This is a genomic window from Corynebacterium sp. c7Ub_26, assembly GCF_053760365.1.
In genome coordinates this window covers 22422-40062 of sequence record NZ_JBSNBL010000007.1, presented here as the reverse complement: position 1 = coordinate 40062, position 17641 = coordinate 22422, and the positions used below count along the sequence as shown (strand labels likewise).

The 17641-nt window shown below is 54.3% G+C and carries 15 protein-coding genes; 12 read left to right on the top strand and 3 right to left on the bottom strand.

The features are described from left to right. The first annotated feature begins 505 nt into the window (after positions 1-505). From ACWORE_RS10270 to ACWORE_RS10250, 5 genes are all read left to right on the top strand, one after another. Positions 506-1849, top strand: a complete 1344-nt coding sequence (locus ACWORE_RS10270; protein ID WP_455303733.1) for an FtsX-like permease family protein — start codon at positions 506-508, stop codon at positions 1847-1849. Positions 1850-1854: 5 nt separating this feature from the next. Then, positions 1855-2577 carry an ABC transporter ATP-binding protein gene (locus tag ACWORE_RS10265; RefSeq protein ID WP_455303732.1) on the top strand — a complete coding sequence of 241 codons (723 nt, stop codon included), beginning with the start codon at positions 1855-1857 and terminating at the stop codon, positions 2575-2577. A gap of 1734 nt (positions 2578-4311) precedes the next feature. After that, complete coding sequence (locus ACWORE_RS10260; protein WP_296138598.1) at positions 4312-4539, top strand: hypothetical protein; 228 nt, start codon at positions 4312-4314, stop codon at positions 4537-4539. Positions 4540-4609: 70 nt separating this feature from the next. Continuing rightward, on the top strand, positions 4610-4903 hold the full coding sequence (locus ACWORE_RS10255) for an RNA-binding S4 domain-containing protein (protein ID WP_406605345.1): 294 nt from the start codon (positions 4610-4612) through the stop codon (positions 4901-4903). After that, on the top strand, positions 4903-5724 hold the full coding sequence (locus ACWORE_RS10250) for a VOC family protein (RefSeq protein WP_296138590.1): 822 nt from the start codon (positions 4903-4905) through the stop codon (positions 5722-5724). The genes ACWORE_RS10255 and ACWORE_RS10250 overlap by 1 nt, the downstream gene beginning before the upstream one ends. Before the next feature lie 88 nt (positions 5725-5812). On the opposite strand, the gene ACWORE_RS10245 is transcribed toward ACWORE_RS10250, so the two are convergent. After that, positions 5813-7222, bottom strand: coding sequence for a sugar transferase (locus tag ACWORE_RS10245; protein ID WP_455303731.1), 1410 nt, complete (start codon positions 7220-7222; stop codon positions 5813-5815). 717 nt (positions 7223-7939) lie between these two features. On the opposite strand from ACWORE_RS10245, the gene rfbA reads away from it, so the two are divergent. Beyond that, the gene (gene rfbA / locus ACWORE_RS10240) at positions 7940-8839 is read left to right on the top strand and encodes a glucose-1-phosphate thymidylyltransferase RfbA (protein ID WP_296138585.1); all 900 of its coding nucleotides are present in this window, start codon (positions 7940-7942) and stop codon (positions 8837-8839) included. Here rfbA and ACWORE_RS10235 read toward each other — a convergent pair. Beyond that, entirely contained in the window at positions 8825-9307 is a 483-nt protein-coding gene (locus ACWORE_RS10235) for a serine O-acetyltransferase (RefSeq protein WP_455303730.1), read from the bottom strand. The genes rfbA and ACWORE_RS10235 overlap by 15 nt on opposite strands. 129 nt (positions 9308-9436) lie before the next feature. Here ACWORE_RS10235 and ACWORE_RS10230 point away from each other — a divergent pair, with 129 nt between their 5' ends. The 5 genes from ACWORE_RS10230 to ACWORE_RS10210 all read left to right on the top strand — a co-directional run bounded on the left by ACWORE_RS10230 (position 9437) and on the right by ACWORE_RS10210 (position 15125). Then, entirely contained in the window at positions 9437-10468 is a 1032-nt protein-coding gene (locus ACWORE_RS10230; RefSeq protein ID WP_455303729.1) for a glycosyltransferase family 4 protein, read from the top strand. 198 nt (positions 10469-10666) lie between these two features. Continuing rightward, entirely contained in the window at positions 10667-12028 is a 1362-nt protein-coding gene (locus tag ACWORE_RS10225) for a hypothetical protein (protein WP_455303728.1), read from the top strand. Between the two features lie 39 nt (positions 12029-12067). Next, entirely contained in the window at positions 12068-13894 is a 1827-nt protein-coding gene (locus ACWORE_RS10220; RefSeq protein WP_455303727.1) for a polysaccharide biosynthesis tyrosine autokinase, read from the top strand. A 15-nt stretch (positions 13895-13909) separates the two neighbouring features. Continuing rightward, positions 13910-14494: an arsenate-mycothiol transferase ArsC gene (locus tag ACWORE_RS10215; protein ID WP_455303726.1), complete on the top strand. Its 585-nt coding sequence runs from the start codon at positions 13910-13912 to the stop codon at positions 14492-14494. A gap of 49 nt (positions 14495-14543) precedes the next feature. Further along, positions 14544-15125, top strand: coding sequence for a YdcF family protein (locus ACWORE_RS10210; protein WP_296138567.1), 582 nt, complete (start codon positions 14544-14546; stop codon positions 15123-15125). On the opposite strand, the gene ACWORE_RS10205 is transcribed toward ACWORE_RS10210, so the two are convergent. After that, a complete protein-coding gene (locus ACWORE_RS10205; protein ID WP_296138560.1) occupies positions 15122-15274 on the bottom strand; it encodes a hypothetical protein in 153 nt (50 codons plus the stop codon). The two genes, ACWORE_RS10210 and ACWORE_RS10205, sit on opposite strands and share 4 nt — an antisense overlap. Positions 15275-15346: 72 nt before the next feature. Between ACWORE_RS10205 and ACWORE_RS10200 the strand changes: the two genes are divergently transcribed. Further along, on the top strand, positions 15347-17584 hold the full coding sequence (locus ACWORE_RS10200) for a glucose PTS transporter subunit IIA (protein WP_455303725.1): 2238 nt from the start codon (positions 15347-15349) through the stop codon (positions 17582-17584). Positions 17585-17641: the final 57 nt, after the last annotated feature.

The window sequence follows — 17641 nt, the reverse complement described above, 5'->3', positions numbered from 1 at the left end:
GTGGAGTCATTAATGCTGCTTGGCAGACCAGTAGTGTTTTTGGTGCCGCAGTTCTGGGGAGCATGATCGCTGGAAAAGATAGTTTTCTAGTCAGATTTCATCAGACCGTGGGAACTTCAAGTGCCGTATTTGCTGTAGCGGCTGCAGTGGTACCCATTATTCGTGTAACCACTCTTGCGTCAGTATTGAACAAAGCTCACACCCATTGACTTCGTGGTGTTAGGTGGCATGACTTCAACAAGACCGGTTCCGCTGACCAGAGGGTAGCCCAGGGCCGATCCTCATTTTTCTTTCGCTTCCCGACTTTGGGGTTTATACAAGGAACGAGGGGCAAAAGGTGGCTGAAGTCGCAGAAAGGGGGTTACATTTTGGGCATGTCATGCGCTCATGATTTGTGAGGGGATTCGTTATATTAGTATACATAGCGGCTATGGTTTGTTGTTCCATTGTTCTGTATATGTAGAACGGTTTTACTGTGTTTAAAGAGCTGAGAGACCTGCATCCGATGGCGTTCTCTATTCTGATCGTGACTGCTGTGTCCTCGTGGATGCTTACGCTGTCATTGGGTCTCACGATTGTTGGTGCTCAAGCCTCAGGGACTGATGCTGGTGAACAATTCGCGGCAATCGGTGGTTTGCAGATTGCCTTAACGTGTTTGTCAATCATCTTGTGTGCGCCGAGTGTGGTTCGCCTTGCTATTCGTCAAGATTCCCGGCGAGTGGCGTTGTGGCAGGTGATCGGGGCGTCACCGCGTCAGGCCCGGTGGCGTTATGTTTCGTTGGCTTCTCTCTCATCCTTGTTAGGATCGCTACTGGGCGCATTTCTCGGGTATATCTCGTGGCCTGTTTTCACGGATTTAGTGAGAAGGACCGGTTTTTTGCTCACGCCGGGGTTAGGGTCAGAGTCGATCAACATCGGTGCTCTCCTTTCTGGGCCTCTAAGTTCTTTCGGGGTTGTGCTTTTAGCAACATTTTTTGGATCGGCAAGCATGTCTAAGATCGATCCCGTCCAAGCTGTTGCAGAAATCCCTGAGCAACGAGGCAAAACTGGGTTTCTGCGCTTACTCGTTTCGATAGCGATCGTAGGTGGTATAGCTATCGGCTATATAGCCATCGCGAATACTTCACCGGTGAGTACGCCAGATACTTTGAGTGGTCTGATCTCCGCATATTGGGGAGCGGCTCTTGGACTACTTTTAGCGTATGGAATCTCTGACAAGGTTTTAGTTCGCCCTGTTGTGAGACTTGTCGGCGCGTTGTTTTCGTTTACGAAGTCCGATTCATGGTTTATTGCTAAGACATCCGCTTGTCGACGTTCGATTGTCTCAACGTCGGTGATTACTCCATTGGTTGTTGCTGCTTCCTCTGTGGGGTCTGTCTTTGGCATGGTTGCCCAGACCAAGAATGTTTCAGTCGCTCTTGGCCAAAGCGAGGCGGATTTACAAGTTAGCCCTCCCGGCCAAATTATTTTAGTTTTCGGTCTTCCGGTAATTATTGCTGCGTCGTCTGCGATTGTTTCTGTATATTTGACGAGCCGCTTGAGAAATAATGACATTGCCCTTCTTGAGGTCCTCGGATCCCGGCCGTCAACAATCCGTGCTGCAGCAGTCTGTGAATCGTTAATCTATTATTTATCTTCGACTGTCATAGCGTTCCTCATACTCGCGGTTAACGCGTTTGTTATGGGCAAAGTACTCGCTGCAGGTCCTGTTCCGCATGCGTCTCCAGTCTGGTTTGGCAGCGAGACGTTTCTCTTACTCACCGCAAGTTTCGTACTCTTGTCGATTTCAATAATTGTACCGACCATGCGAAGCTCTTCAGAGCTTAGTACGGCGACATTAACGAGGTAAGGTTTATGACGAAAAGACTTGTAGAGGTTTCAAATTTCAAGAAATCGTTCCAGATTAGTCGGCGAGATTCCGACGAAATACTTAAGGGAATCGATTTTTCTGCGGCGGAGGGCGAATTTGTATCAATAGTTGGCCCATCGGGTTCAGGAAAGTCCACGTTTTTGTATTGCACATCTGGACTAGAAACGTTTGACTCCGGAAGATCAATCCTTTGTGGTAATGACCTTGGCTTGATGTCGAGGAACGATCGAAGTCGTGCACGGCGACGACATGCTAGTTTCATATTCCAGGATTACAATCTCATCGATTCTATGACCGCGCTGGAAAATGTGCAGTTGAGTCTAAAGTTTTCGAAGAAACGAGTCGCCAAGAGAGATATCCGGAGAGAATTTGAGCGTTTTGGGATTGGCGACAAACTGAAATTTTATCCAGCGCAGTTATCGGGTGGTCAGCGGCAGCGCGTGGCGATCGTTCGAGCTCTCCTTGTCAGACCGCGCGTTCTTTTTGCTGATGAACCCACTGGCGCGCTCGACTCATCGTCCACCGGTGTGGTGATCGGCGAACTGTCTCGGCTTTCGTCGCGGGGTACAACGGTGATCATGGTTACTCACGACCTGGAAATTGCGGCTCGGGCAGATAGGGCAGTCGTCATCTCCGATGGAAACCTTGTTGGGAATTTGGTTTCGCCGACAGCTGCGTCCCTATTCTCCGCAATCGAATCCAGATAAGCGCCTTAAAGGGTATCGGTATTTGTTAGCTAAGTATAAAAAAATAATATGCTAGTGGTCGCAGCTTTGATTGCGTCGGTCGTTGTTGTTTTCGCGAGTGCTGTGTGTTTCACCCTCCGCGAGGCTGCAGCGTCAGGAGGTCTTCCGAGAAACTCAGCTATCGGTATCAGAACGGCGAAAACGGAAATATCTGGCGAAAGTTGGGGCATTGCCGCGCCGATTCTGAAAAAATGGGAATCGCTACGCTAATTTTTACACCATTACTTCTCCTTTCCTCTTTCTTTGGGGTGAGATGAGTGTCGTGGTCCTCACTTGCCGAGTGCTTGGCGATGCCCTGAGTATTGGTGGGCTATGTTGTCTTCTTCCCGTAGTCAACAATGCAGCCAAGGAGATCAATCACTAGAAAAGGCGTATGTAGGGTATAAGTATTTTTCTACTGCGTTGGCATTTACACACGTGTGATGTTTTCCCGCGATAGCGGCTTTATATTCATTAATTCTGGCGATATTGCATAGCATGCGTATGCAATGGTTTTATACGGTAAATTCCAAACTAGACCCGCCCCGTATTCTAATAGTTTTATTTGAAATTATTAGTTAACGATCAGGAACCCTAAATTTCTTCCGTTTTCATCACTCTTACAACGCGCGCTATCGAATAAAATTCAAAGCAGATAACCATCTCAGTGGCGTGTCGTAGCTCTCACAAAGCCATTGAGTTTGTATTACTATCCGTATCGTTCACTGAAACATCTTTCAGAAGAGTATCGCCTTATCTGCCAAAAGGTTTTCTGGTATTGCAGGATCGTGCGGATTATGGCTACTTGCTCCCGCGCTAAGTTAATTGCGGAAGCCGTTATTTGTACGGGCTTTGATGTTATTGGATCCAGCGTGGACCGCTATGGTGGATTTATAGGAAATGTATTGGAAAGAAATTATGAAACGAGGAAAGATTTCTTCGAATGTCAATGTTGGTCTGCTTTGTGGAGTCGCTATATATCTATATCTAGTGCTTTCTCATCATTCAGTTGTGGAACCGGTGATATTCCTTGTCATTGCTGCGATAGGGGCCATCCTGGTGAATAGATCTAAAACAGGACGAAAACAAGATCCGGCACGGTTTAGTCGCGGTGACTGTAAAAGGCAGATGGGCTAGCCACCTATGCCTGACGGAGACCCTGCATCTCGGCGCTGAACGCTATCCAACGTCATCAGACGTCGCTTGCATAGATTAAAACCAGAAAACTAAACAGCCAGAGAAAAAGCCACAATAACGGTGACGACAACAATAACTGCTACAGTTATATTTTTAACATGCATCCGGTCTTTTGATTCAAAGAGGCTAATTAATGCCACTGCCATAGGCGGATACACAATTTTAAGATAATTGTCATGGACCCATCCGGATTGTTAAAGAACGGTCGCGAATACAAGGCACACCAAGGCTAGAACGAATATGAATCGACGTATAGTGCTGCTCGTAAATGGTTGAGCGCTCGTGCGATTATTCATTAACGGTTTTCCTTCCTCAGTGTCCCTAGGTGACGGCTGCTGGTAAGTGGCAGTCAGCAGCTCACAGTACTCCAGTATAGGTTACCCAATATTAAATTATTATAGGTTGCGAAAGGGTTGTTGGTTAGTATGTGCATCAGATATGGCTACTGTCTTAAATCCCGCCCGATCCGGTTTCTGACCTAACCTCACATGAGAGAGACAGGTAGAAAAGGTGCGTACTATGAGCAACCAGTCCAACCATCCACCCGCGCAGCGGATTACTCGAGCAATGCTCTTAGCCCTGATCATTGCGGTGTGCGTTATGGCCATTGAGTGGCGGTTGCTCAGTGTGTTTAATGTCGAGGACCGCGTCAATGTTTTCGCCATCATCGCGGTTACTACCTCTGTGGCGATTGGATTCGTTATAGGGCAATGGACTCGGAAATGTTGGCAAAAACAAAACGACTAAACACACTCTTACTGGACTCCGCCGCGGACACCATCCCCGCCACACGCACGTGCTCGCATACACTAGCGGCATGAGTTCTTTTCCGGTGACGGCTATTCGCGATTCATCAATTAAGCTCGGCCAATTCATTAAGCTGGCTAGCCTCGTTGAAACCGGTGGTGAGGCAAAGGAAATGATTTCTGCGGGGCGTGTCGAGGTTAATGGCCAGGTCGAAACCCACAGGGGACACACGTTGCACCACGGCGACGTCGTTACTATCGGCTCCGTAGGGGCAGAAGTAGGTGGCCCCGATGATGAGGCCGACTATTTCGATGAAGCCACCGCCGACGACGATTTCGACCAGGAAAAGTGGAGGAACATGTAATGCCGGCCTTTTTAGCTAGTGAAGGCATGCCCTTCTGGAATGAACTGCGCACCTATGACCTCGATTGTTCTTCAGACTTTTATCAAGGCTTGTTCGGCTGGGACATCGATAGTGCGGATAACAGCGGCTACTACTACGCGCGCAAGCAGGGAATGCCCATCGCAGGCATCATCCCTGTGACGGACGATACCGCTTCGCATCAACCGAACCAATGGATGTTGTCTTTTCTTACTGACGACGTCTCCGCGGTAGCGCACCGATCTCGGGAATACGGCGGAACAGCTGGTGAGCCTGTAGACGGGCCTCGGGGACCGATGGTGGCCGCGACGGATATCGTCGGCGCACAGCTTGGGTTCATCCATCCTGCGTCGGAGCCATTCATTGCTGGTGGGGAGCCGGGCACGCCCGTGTGGCATGAACTGGCTGCCATTCTCCCCGAGGGAGTGAGTATTGACGACGTCGCCACGTATTACACACAGGTGACGCAGTGGAGCACGATGCGTCACGGGGAGGGGGCCCACACGGTCATTACTGCTGTGAGCGAGGGCGGCGCCTACGCCGGGGTGTGGTTCCCCGGGGAGCAAGGAGCCGCCGAAGTGAACGCGTCAGAGTCCCGGTGGACGACGTATTTTGGGGTCGCAAACATTGTCAACGCCGCCGAGTATGCCCAGGAACACGGTGGGGACATTATCGTCCAGCCGCAAAACACCGAATTTGGCCGGATCGCGATTCTTGCTGACCCTACTGGTGCTCCGGTCACGGTATGCGAAGCCCCGGAACACGTTGAGGAACCGCATGAAGGGGACAACATTTTTAGCTAAAAAGACGCCGTGCTGAGACTCAAGTCAGAGGCAGCGGTGATAGTGTTCCCACGTCGCCGTCGCCTCATGGACGAAACTTAGTTGTTTCTTAATATGCCCCGTCAGAGGTCAGCACTGCGCGGCCTGTCTTCCATAAGATCATGAGGTCGGCCATGAAGCTCCAGTTCTCCACGTAATTGAGATCCAGAGAAACAGATTCTTCCCATGAGAGGTTAGAGCGTCCCGAGACCTGCCATAGACCAGTCATACCAGGAAGAACGAGCATACGGTTACCTACTAGCCCGGTATACTGTTCGACTTCATGAGGCAGTGGAGGGCGAGGCCCTACGAGGCTCATATTGCCCTTCACCACGTTAAACAACTGTGGTAATTCGTCGATGCTGTAGCGGCGCAAAAACGAACCGATCCGTGTGACGCGAGGATCGTCCTTCATCTTGAATAACACGCCGCTGCTATCACTTTGGTCTTTCAGTTGTGCAACCATTTGATCCGCGTCTTTGACCATCGACCGGAATTTAGTCATCCCGAACGGTTTATTGTTCTTACCCATCCGTTCTGCGGTGTAAAAAACAGGGCCTCCGTCGTCAAGCTTGATAGCTAACGCACAGACCAACAGCAAGGGTGACGCCAGGAGAATGAGCAGAGACGCGACCACACGATCAAACACAACTTTAGAGATGCAGTGGGTTCGTGCGTGCTGCGGTTGTTCCAATTTTAAGAGTGGGATTCCGGCGATAGGCAACATTTGAACCCGGCGTCCGGTCACATTGGCAACAGAGGGGGCTACAAGTAGCTCAACGTGGAGTCCGTCCAAACGCCAAATGAGTTCACGCATATCGTTCATACCGATCTGGTTACTCACCGTGACGATAACTGCATCCGCCTGGAGTAATGACACCATGACATCGATTTGGTGCCAGTTGTCGTGAACTTCTGCCTCGGGGAAACGACGCTTGAGTTCCGCAAGCTGCTCTTCACTGTGGTTATCCGTCTGTGTGCTGCAGAAGCCGACAATATCGAACCGATTGTCTAATTGTTGGTGAAGTGCGCCATACACCTCCGAAATGGAATGAGGATCACCGATGAAGATGGCGCGCTGACTTAATTTTTTGGTGTCCAATTGCCAGCAGTAAAACCGACGCCACCCATAACGGATTAATAACAGCGTTACTAAGCCGACGGGATAAGTAAAAATTAAATACCTAAAACCACAGGTATATTGAGTTAACTCGCAGCTGATGGCGAAGAGGCCGAATGCGAATGTCGTAGCCCGTGCTATCCTGGAATACTCCAATGCGCCTTGGCCAAGAATCGCTGAGTCCGTTATGCGCATGACGCGCATAACGACTGTCCACAGCACGAAAAGGATGAGCCCAGGTACGAACATGGGGGCAACGCCGCTATACGTCCCGAGAGTGAAAGTGCGTGCACCGTGAGCTGCAACAGGCAGGTAATCGGCCGCCAGGATAAGCAATGCCATAGCGACCGCTTCGCTCACCAGGATAAATGTGCGGATCCGGGACGCATGCGCACAACGTATCGACGCTCGCTCGACAGGAGTATCGGTGCTAGAAACTGAAATTTCTTGTTGGCTTACATCATGTAGCGCAGGGCTAACGGGATGCTCTTCAGTGTGGTGTTCTCCGTTGCGGTTGGGTAATTCCGCTAGACGAAGGCCAGTGATATGTAACAGGCGCATGGGCACCGCCGATAGGGAGAGTAGGGGTCAAGTTAACTGCTATGGGGCGGACGTTTGATCCTCATAACAATTTGATAACGCCCATATAATAAGACCTGTTGGTTGAGTTTTCATGTGACTGGTGCTGTTTTTAACCAGCCCGTTACATAGGAAACAAGGAATAGCGAGTTTCACGGTTCAAGTGCATGTCGAGGGCTGTTTTTGCGACGTTGTGTCTTGTGTGATTGGTGCTGCTAGCGTTAATTTTTAGATGCAATTCAGCGAGTCGTATAAGCCCTCCGAAGCTTTGTTAGGATATTTCTATAAATTCTAATCACGCTTTTGTGAAATTGAGCACTCTGCGTTTTGTCTACGTGGGATGTACGTGAAACATCCACTACTTCGCCACAATGGCACCAGAATCTACGAAGATCATCGCAGTATCCTGCCGACGACATCACACCGATGAGCCCCATTGGGCAGACGGGCCTAGGGCGTTATCGGATAGATAGCCGGAAGCTAGGTACGCTGGTAAACGTGAAGGGCATCATTTTGGCGGGCGGGACCGGAACCCGCTTACATCCAATTACATTGGGTACCAGCAAACAGCTGACCCCCGTCTACGACAAACCCATGATCTACTACCCGCTATCCACCCTTATTCTGGCGGGTATTACCGATGTCCTTGTCATCACTACCCCCCATGACGCCACTGTGTTTCACCGACTCTTGGGCGATGGATCCGCCTTCGGTATCTCGATTTCCTATGCGATACAACCCTCTCCAGAAGGAATTGCCCAAGCATTTGTGCTAGGAGAAAAGCACATTGGAAATGAGCCCGTCTGCCTCATTTTGGGAGATAACATCTTTTACGGGCCTGGGATGGGCACTCAACTCCGGCGCCACACCGCGCCGGACGGTGGCGTTATCTTCGCCTATTGGGTAAAAGACCCCACCGCATACGGCGTTGTCGAATTCGAGCACCAAGGTACCCCACGCCACCAGAAGCCCTCTGCCACGCAATTCCGCGCCCTCGGAATCGAAGAAAAACCAGCACATCCGAAATCTCATTATGCCGTCCCCGGCCTCTATTTCTATGACAACGACGTTGTTGACATGGCCAAAGACCTTTCTCCGTCCACCCGTGGTGAGCTCGAGATCAGCGATATCAACCAGCGCTACCTAGATAGTGGGAAACTCACGGTGGAAGTCCTCCCCCGAGGAACGGCGTGGCTCGACACGGGAACGCACGATTCACTTTTGGACGCGGGAAACTTTGTGCGCACCATTGAATCTCGACAGGGCTTGAAGATCGGCAGCCCAGAAGAAGTCTCGTGGCGCATGGGTCACCTGACCGACGATCAACTCCGCCACCGGGGAGAAGCTCTAGTTAAATCCGGGTACGGTTCCTACTTGCTGGATTTACTTCGCAGGTAACTCGCGCGCGGGAATGCCCACCAGCACAGCACCAGGCCGCTCGCATGACTTTGTCACCACAGCATTTGCTCCGACGGACACATCGTCGGCAAGTGAAAGAGGCTTAATAATCCGACAGCCTGCACCTAAACGAACATTATTGCCCAGTATCGTCTCTTGCCCGCGTGGGGCCTCGGAGATAGTCACCGAGGACTGCACCTTCACATTGGCACCAGCCTTCACCCGACGCCCCATCACAACGCCGGTGGGGTGGTACAACATAAAACCAGGTCCGACGGACACCTCCCACGCCAGATCAGCCCCTGTCACTACATGATTAACTTGCTTAACCAAAGACCCCAAAAGAGGCAGACGCTTCCCCGCAATCTGAGAAAGCCGAAATATCACGACGGCAAGAAAACCGACATTGAGCAGGCCGTGCAACCCATTTTCGACCCTGCGTGCTGGCGCATCCTGGAAGATGAACATATCGAGGATCATACTGAGTACGCACCACACAACCGCAACAATTAATACTGACATCACCCCCCACCATGAACGCGGGAACCAACCCCGCCAGCTGCCCAGACCGTAACGAGACCCCATAAACCAGAGGAAATGAAAATACTCCACGTCACAGAGTGCTTCGCCGGAGGCGTCGCCACGGCCATCAATATGTACGCGTCACTCGTGCCCGAACACGAACACATGGTGCTCTACACCGCCCGGCGCGCGAATTCCCCAGCTAAAGCCTACCCCGAACTATTCAGTCAGTCGTGGCGCCTTCCGGACCACCACCGGGCAGCCATCGATACTGTCCGACGCGTACGCGATGAGGTCGCGCCGGATGTGATCCACGCACATTCCAGCTTTGCTGGTGCCTACGTACGCCTCGCGCGCTTGCGCGGAACTAGACGTCGAACACCCACGGTCTACACACCCCACGGTGTGGCCTTCGCTCGGAACGACATCTCGGCGCTACACCGCGCAGTGTTCTACTCCGCCGAATGGGCATTGTCATGGGGAACCTCCGTTTTCGCACCATGCGGCCAGTGGGAAGGCGACGTTCTCCGACGGCTCAACCGTCGAATACCCCAAGTAGTGATACCCAACGCCACGATGCCGACCGGGGTGACATGGAACCCTACCGAACCGCCCAGCGTTGCGATTTCAGGGCGAGTCACCCCTCAGCGCAGCCCCGAACTCTTCGCTGCCATTGTGCGCCGGGTGCATCAAGAGCGGCCCGACATCGAATTTCAGTGGCTCGGCGGTGGGGACGCTGACCTCACTGCGTCGTTGCAGCGTGCCGGAGTTCACGTCACGGGCTGGCTTGATAAAAACGATCTATATTCGCGTTTGGCGAGGGTTAACGTCGGTCTCCACACAGCTTTGTGGGATGGGTACCCCATGGCCGTGCTTGAGATGAACGACATTGGCGTGCCTGTCCTCGTCCAAAACATCCGTGCGCTGCGGGATTGCCCGGCTGAAGCGCGTTTCGGCGGAGTTGACGACGCTGTTCGAAAAGTCATCAGGGCTATCGACGAGCCCGAGTCTCTTCGGAATGCTTGGGAAAGGGTCCAGGATAATCACAGCGTGGCGACTCTCACGGATGCGCTTCATGAGTGCTATTCGAAAGCGGGGGGAGAATAAGGGTAGAATTACCGTCGGTTTTCAGGTAAATAAAACTTATTAATTATCGCGTACCGACGCTACCGACCCAATTCACCCCCAATATCTGCCACGATCTGAACCTACGCACGAGTACGAGACCGAGCATAAATACGAGCCCGAGCCATGCTCACGCACGAATCCGACGCACGATACCCACCAATAACGAAGGACACGAGAATGCGGGCTGCTTCCTCCACTGATCCAGGTGGTCGTCGCAGCTTTACGTCCCAAAGCCACGTTCGCGGAAATCACACGTTTTTTTCGCCCGAGGACATCATTGTGTTCTGGCTCGTCGGGCTTCTGTGCTCCATGGCCATCAGTGGCTTGCATTCACGTTTATTACCTCCGAAATTCGACCGCGATGCACAAGTCATTCAGAACCTTCTGGCGAAACCAGGCCTCGTGAGATACGAAGACTATGGGTCGTTCGCCACCATCACCTCCGTGTATCACGCGCTCGGCTTAGCGCATTCACCAACGCTGGCCGGATTCTTCGGCGTTATGATTGCGCACTGCGCATTAGCCGTCGTTCTCTGGCGAATGAGACCAATCCGCGTGACCGCCTTTAGCGTCGGCGCGCTCGTTCTCTACTCGCTCCTTGTAGGCGTCTACCAGGGGGTTTATACCAAGGAAATCATTATCAGCGCTGTGGTCATCGTCGTCGCGGCAGTACCGACGGCGCTGCAGTCAGCGTGGATATGGGACTGCATTCTCGCCGTCGTCATGGCTGCATTGGGCCATTACTTCCGCCCGTATTGGGTGCTCATTGCCGTCTTCTTCATTGGGCTCCGCATCTTCGTTTCTAACACCGCACTGTCTCGTCGGTGGATAACAACCCGCCGATTCATTCTGCTGATGCTGGCCTGTTCCCTGGCCGCATCATTAATCATCGTGGCCCGTGGCCTCCCTGCAGACCACTACCGCATCTTGGTTAACGCGGATCGAGGGGCTGATACCGGGTCGCTGATCGGTCGCTTTATCGAGCACCCCGAACCGATCGCGGGAATAGTCAATGTTGTGCTCTCGACGGCCATGTTGATGTTCCCCCTGACCTTGGTGGCCAAACTATCGCCCTACTACCTGGTGATTTTCGTAGTTATCGCCAGTTTTTGGGCGAGCTACTTCTACGCCGTCCGACAGTGGCTGCGCAACGACCATCGACCCCCGCTCGTGGCGCGAGCAATGTGCCTGATCGCCGCATTTGCCGTTGTACAAGGACTTTTCGAACCAGACTACGGGTCCGCGCTTCGCCACCTCACGCCACTCATCCCGTTGTTTTTCATTGTTGTGGCAGGAGAGCGCGAAGCAGTAGGCGGCAGTGATATGCCTGTCCATGAAGGCATAGAGCGTGGGGCGGCGCGCGGTGTGCCAGAACACGGCGTGATTGCCGGGCAGCACACAGATAGATCGTCCCCGGACCGGCAACCAGGCGAGTACCGACGCGACTACCGGTTAGCATCGCCTCGAGCGGCAAGTCCACCATTGCCAACGCCAACTCAGCTGTCGTCACCATCCCATCCTCCTTCAGCATTCAACTGACCGAGTGACCACCCTTCAGCCCGTCAAAGTGAGAGCTAAATGACCTACCCGCAGTACAGTGACAACGTCGATGCCTACCCACGCCCCGCGGGTATCGAGATGCCTCCCGAGGAGGATCGGACTCAGATTGTCCGACGAATTTGGGCAGTAGTCCGCCGTAACGCGTGGATCCTTGCGCTGTCTATCGTTCTGGGTGTCGCTGGTGCATGGGGTGTCTCCGTGCTGATGCCGACGAAATACACGTCGACAGCGTCGGTTTTCGTCTCAGTAGAAAGCGACGGATCCATATCCGACGCCTACCAAAGCACCCAGTTCGCTGAACAAAGGATGCAGTCCTATGCCCAGCTAGTCAGCGGGGACGTCCTTGCCGAGCAGGTCATCAAAGATCTCAACTTAGACATGACACCGCGGGACCTCACCAAGGAACTTGAGGCGACCGTCGTTCAAGACACCGTGGTCATGGAAATTTCCGCCACGGATACCGACGCTGCTCAGGCGCAAAAAATAGCGTCGGATGCTGTGAAGGTTCTCTCCAACCAGGCCGAGCAACTGGAAGCGCGCACCGACAACAACGACAACGGCAACTCGAGGTCGCGCACGACTTCGAACCAGCAGTCCACGACGGCCCCCAGGATTTCTCTGATCAATAGCCCGGAAAAAGCGACGGAGCCGTCGTCGCCAAAAATGGCGATGAATCTGATTCTCGGTGGTGTACTCGGGTTTCTAGTGGCCTGCATGCTTGTTGCCCTGCGGTTCTTCCTGGATCGCTCGGTCCGGTCCAGCGAGGAACTCGAGCGGCGTACGGGCCTACCCAGGCTCGGAAGCGTGCCGGTGATACCGGAAGCTCAGCGCACCAAGCCGCTGGACTTTAACGCCGATCGCGTCCGGCCGGCCGAGGCATTCCGAGAACTCCGCGTTAACCTGCGCTTCGTCAACGTGGATAACCCCCCGCGCGTTATTTCTGTAACAAGTGCGCGGATCGCCGACGGCAAGTCCATGACCAGCCTGAACCTTGCCGGGGCCTTGGCTGCCGATGGCGACACCGTCTGCCTGGTTGATGCGGACATGCGGCGATCAAAGATGACAACCTACTTTGGTGGTGCCATCCACAGTTCGGCGGGCCTGTCAACAGCGTTGGCTGGTGATGCCGACGTGGCCGATGTTCTGCAGGAAACCGAGATAACTGGTCTCGACGTCCTTGCTGCAGGTGTGACACCTCCCAACCCCGGCGAGCTCCTTGGCAGCCAAGCGTTCCGCCACATCCTCGACGAACTACAAGAGCGCTACGACTGGGTGATTGTGGATACGCCACCGATCCTGCCCGTCACCGACGGTGCGTTGGTCGCTACCACGGTCGACGCCGTTATCGTCGCTGTACGATACGGGAAACGCAACTACGATGACGTCACCCGCACACTTGCATCATTGCGGGCCGTGCACGCGCCGATCATCGGTACTGTTCTGACGGCCGTGCCGCAAAATTCCGACGAAGGACGATACGTGGGGTCCTACTCCAGGTACGAATCGGGGAGCGAACATAAGTCTGCGGCTGTGGCTCCTGCATCTTCGGCGACGAGCACGGGTTCGACGACGAGCGTCGGTGATGAAGAGAAGACTGAAAAGGATAAGTCTGGGCAGGATGATGCCGGTCTGAACAAGGCCGACGTCGATGAGCAGAAGGATGTCGACGAGGTCAGTACCTCCGAGGACGACGCGACCGGAGAGTCTACGAGTACCGACGGGGATGCGACGAGTACCGATGTCGACGAGGACACCAGTGAGGACACCGCAGAGGCCGAAGCCAACGGTAGCGATCCCGTCGACGACACCGAGGAAGCTAAAAAGGGCGACGAGAAGGACTACTGACTAGGGTAGAGGCCTATGAAGATCGTCTTCGTCTGCACCGGCAACCAATGCCGGTCGCCCGTGGCCGAATATGTCGCGCGTTCGTTTGCTAATGAACTCACCGCCCAGGCGAAGACAAAAGGCCAACAAGCAGCCAATTCGTCCTCCCAGGCACTCGAATTCGCCAGCGCAGGAACACACGCTCACCGCGGAACACCCATGGACCCTCGGGCATTGCGCTTCCTCGTCGAAGAGGGCATAAACGCCGATGGCTTCTCCTCAACACGCCTCAACAGGGCAGCCCTCGCGGGCGCGGACATCGTCGTCGGTATGGAAACCGCCCACGTCGAACAGACACTCCGCATCGCACCCGCCCTCCTCAAGAAAGCAGCCACGCTAAGGCAACTCGCAGCCTGGTCAACGATCGATTCAGTCCGCTTCCCGGACGACATTGCGCACCTTCGCGCTACCCGTGCAGGTAAAGAGATACTCGACGTCCACGGCCCGGACATTCCAGACCCCGTGGCAGCTAATGACGACGACTTCATGCGCATCAGCCGTGAAGTCCGCGACAACGTTAAAGCACTGGTCAAGGCCATTATTAATGCCCAGGATGCCTAGTTCCACGCCCGCTGTTTCATGCCCGCCCCAAACACCAAGCCGAGGTTGAATGCGCCCGTCTCACCGTTCCCACATACGACGGCACCACCCCGTACGCCGCGCTATCGCGGTTATCGCTGCGATCGTTGTCCTCGCATGGTGTGTTTTCGCATCGCGCTTTCTATGGTTCCCCCACGTCGATAAACAACCCGCCCACGTCGACGCTATTGTGCAACTCGGCGGCCCCCACGGTGGCGTCGATACTTATGAAGCAACACGAAATCTAGCGCACAACTACACCACCAACCTCGTCATTTCAGACCCCTACACTGAAAAACCCGACCTCGGCGCGCGGATCTGCGCGCCCGGACCTGGCGTCGCTGTGTACTGCATTCATCCCGACCCGAGTACGACGCGGGGCGAAGCGCAGGCCATCGAACAGCTCGCCGAGGAACACGGGTGGTCGCACATCATGGTGTACGCGACCGGGAAATACCACGTCGCCCGCGCCCGGATGATCATCGGACGATGCTACGACGGCGATCTCAACGTCGGATATCATAAAACCCCACTGAGCTGGAAAGACACGATATGGGAATGGGCATATCAAACCGGGGGCGTCGCGAAAGTGCTTGTCCAACGAGGGTGCTAATGCGCGCTGATGGACACCGCCAGAATGTGTGACGACGGCACACTGCTGTGCTTACCGCGCCGTGGTTGCGCGATCGATACTGCACCGATGCTGAACCGATGCCGCACTGATCCCGCCCGATGTCGCCCCAAGACCGGATGCGAAGTCATAGTGCCACGTTGTCTATGGGTAAGCTGACAGAGACAAGTCTGAGAAGGCTCACTTATTCAGGAAGTAGACACATGACCGATACTCCTTCCGAGCGCCCCTCCGAGGACGTCACGACATCGCAGACCGCGCCGCATAAAACCGCGACGGGGAAAGACAATGTCGTTGAAATCGTCGCTCCCGTGTCCGGACGGGTCATTCCCATTGAAGACGTCCCCGATCCCATGTTCTCCGAAAAAGTCGTTGGAGACGGACTAGGAATATCTAAACCAAAAAGCGGGAAGATCCTAGCGCCGGTATCGGGCAAAGTCATGATGGTCGCCAAAACCGGCCACGCATTCGCGCTCAAAACCGAAAACGGGCTTGAAGTCCTGGTCCACCTAGGGATCGACACCGTCGAGCTCAAAGGTGAGCCCTTCGACATGACAATTTCCCGCGGAGACCAGCTCCACGCCGGGGACAAAGTCGGCATCATGGACGTCGACGTCATTAAATCGGCAGGCAAAGACACCACAGTCATTGTCGCGATCACCAACACGGCGAAGAAGCTCGACAACCTCAAAGTTACGCACAAGGCCGTCACATCGGGTGACCCCGTAGCGGCTGCCACTCTGAAAAAGCTCAAGTCCGCAGAGAAATCGACGACGAGTAGCGCGCAGGGAAGTAGTGCTTCCGGTACAACCTCAGGAGCCGCAGCGGGGGGAGCTGCAGCGGGGTCCACACCGGCGTCCGTACCAGCAGCATCCGGCGAGGGTGCCGACGCAGGACAAGGCAATGCTGGACAAGGAAACGCGACCGACCAGGGGAACGCTGCCGCTGAACGCCCGGCCGATCTTTCCGGTTACGACGCCACCGCATGGGACGTCATCAACAGCATTGGTGGCAAAGAGAACATCAGCTCGTTGACGCACTGCATCACCCGCGTGCGCTTCTACCTCAAAGACGAATCCAAAGCGAACGATGACGCTGTTCGCGACACCGATGGCGTGATCGACGTCGTTAAAGCAGGTGGGCAGTACCAAGTTGTTATCGGCCCCGCCGTCGAAGATGTCTACGATGCTGTGACCAAGCAGCTCAGGGACGTCGAAACAAAAGATGCAGCCGATGCTGAAGCTAAAGAACGCCCCACAACCCTTTGGGGCTGGGCCAAACTGGGGTTCAGTTCGCTGATCGGTGTGATTACGGGGTCCATGATTCCCGTCATCGGACTGTTGGCCGCGGCCGGTATTTTGAAGGGCATCCTCGCGCTATTAGTGCAGGCAGGATGGGTAGATGATAGTACCCAGACCTACATCATCATTGATGCTATGGGCGACGCTGTCTTCTACTTCCTGCCCATCTTCGTCGGATTCACCGCCGCCCGAAGACTTGGATCAGACCCCATCATTGTTGCCATTGTCGGTGGTGTTTTGGCCTATCCGACGTTGGTAGACATGGCCTCAAAACCAGGGGACAAATCTCTGCTCGGCATGTCGCTCAACGCCGAATTCTTCGGTCTGCCATTCCACATGGCGTCGTATAGCTACTCCATTTTCCCGATGATCGTCGCCGCGTGGCTGGCATCCATTGTGGAGCCGTGGCTGAAGAAAGTCATCCCGACTGTGCTGCGCATGATCTTCGTCCCGCTGTGTGAAGTCGTTATCGTATCGCTGGCCATCATGTTGATTCTCGGCCCGGCCGTCATGTTTGTCTCGGAAGGCATTGCGTCGACGCTGATGTGGATCTACCACATCTCGCCCACGATTTCCGGGCTTCTCATCGGTGGTTTTTACCAGTGCCTCGTCATTTTTGGTCTGCACTGGGCTGTTATTCCGATCGTGACGGACCAAGTTTCCGGCCCCGGTGGGGATTCTCCGATCAACGCGATCATTTCCGCAACCATGGTTGCCCAGGGCGGTGCCGTGCTGGCCATCTTCCTGAAGACCAAGCTTCTCAAGATCAAAGAGCTGGCAGGCCCTGCAGCGATTTCCGCGTTCTGCGGAATCACCGAGCCGGCCATGTACGGTATCAACCTGAAATACGGCCGCGTGTTCATCATGGCTTCGATCGGTGGTGCAGCGGGCGGAATCCTGACTGGCACGTTCAACGTCACTATGTACGCATTCACCGGTTCGCTCGTTGGATTCCCGTCGTTCCTCCCGCCGGGAGTGGGCATCGGTGCGAACTTCTGGGGTTACCTCATAGCCTCAGTGACGTCGCTGGTCGTCTCGTTTGTGCTCACGTACTTCTTCGGCTTTAAAGACAGCGACGTCGAGAATGGTCGCGAAGTCAAGAAGGTGCGGCTTGGCCGTCGCGACCCGGTCCAGAAATAACGCGGTACTGGAATACCCCGGCGCTGGAGGGACCCAACGTAGGAAGACCCCAGCGTC

What these genes read in the sequence shown, in the direction of transcription:
- ACWORE_RS10210 (WP_296138567.1), top strand. Translation starts at nt 14,544, where the DNA reads ATGCGCCCGTCTCACCGTTCCCACATACGACGGCACCACCCCGTACGC.
- ACWORE_RS10270 (WP_455303733.1), top strand. Translation starts at nt 506, where the DNA reads ATGGCGTTCTCTATTCTGATCGTGACTGCTGTGTCCTCGTGGATGCTT.
- ACWORE_RS10220 (WP_455303727.1), top strand. Translation starts at nt 12,068, where the DNA reads ATGACCTACCCGCAGTACAGTGACAACGTCGATGCCTACCCACGCCCC.
- ACWORE_RS10255 (WP_406605345.1), top strand. Translation starts at nt 4,610, where the DNA reads ATGAGTTCTTTTCCGGTGACGGCTATTCGCGATTCATCAATTAAGCTC.
- ACWORE_RS10215 (WP_455303726.1), top strand. Translation starts at nt 13,910, where the DNA reads ATGAAGATCGTCTTCGTCTGCACCGGCAACCAATGCCGGTCGCCCGTG.
- ACWORE_RS10235 (WP_455303730.1), bottom strand. Translation starts at nt 9,307, where the DNA reads ATGTTCATCTTCCAGGATGCGCCAGCACGCAGGGTCGAAAATGGGTTG.
- ACWORE_RS10200 (WP_455303725.1), top strand. Translation starts at nt 15,347, where the DNA reads ATGACCGATACTCCTTCCGAGCGCCCCTCCGAGGACGTCACGACATCG.
- ACWORE_RS10230 (WP_455303729.1), top strand. Translation starts at nt 9,437, where the DNA reads ATGAAAATACTCCACGTCACAGAGTGCTTCGCCGGAGGCGTCGCCACG.
- ACWORE_RS10265 (WP_455303732.1), top strand. Translation starts at nt 1,855, where the DNA reads ATGACGAAAAGACTTGTAGAGGTTTCAAATTTCAAGAAATCGTTCCAG.
- ACWORE_RS10260 (WP_296138598.1), top strand. Translation starts at nt 4,312, where the DNA reads ATGAGCAACCAGTCCAACCATCCACCCGCGCAGCGGATTACTCGAGCA.
- ACWORE_RS10205 (WP_296138560.1), bottom strand. Translation starts at nt 15,274, where the DNA reads ATGACTTCGCATCCGGTCTTGGGGCGACATCGGGCGGGATCAGTGCGG.
- ACWORE_RS10225 (WP_455303728.1), top strand. Translation starts at nt 10,667, where the DNA reads ATGCGGGCTGCTTCCTCCACTGATCCAGGTGGTCGTCGCAGCTTTACG.
- ACWORE_RS10250 (WP_296138590.1), top strand. Translation starts at nt 4,903, where the DNA reads ATGCCGGCCTTTTTAGCTAGTGAAGGCATGCCCTTCTGGAATGAACTG.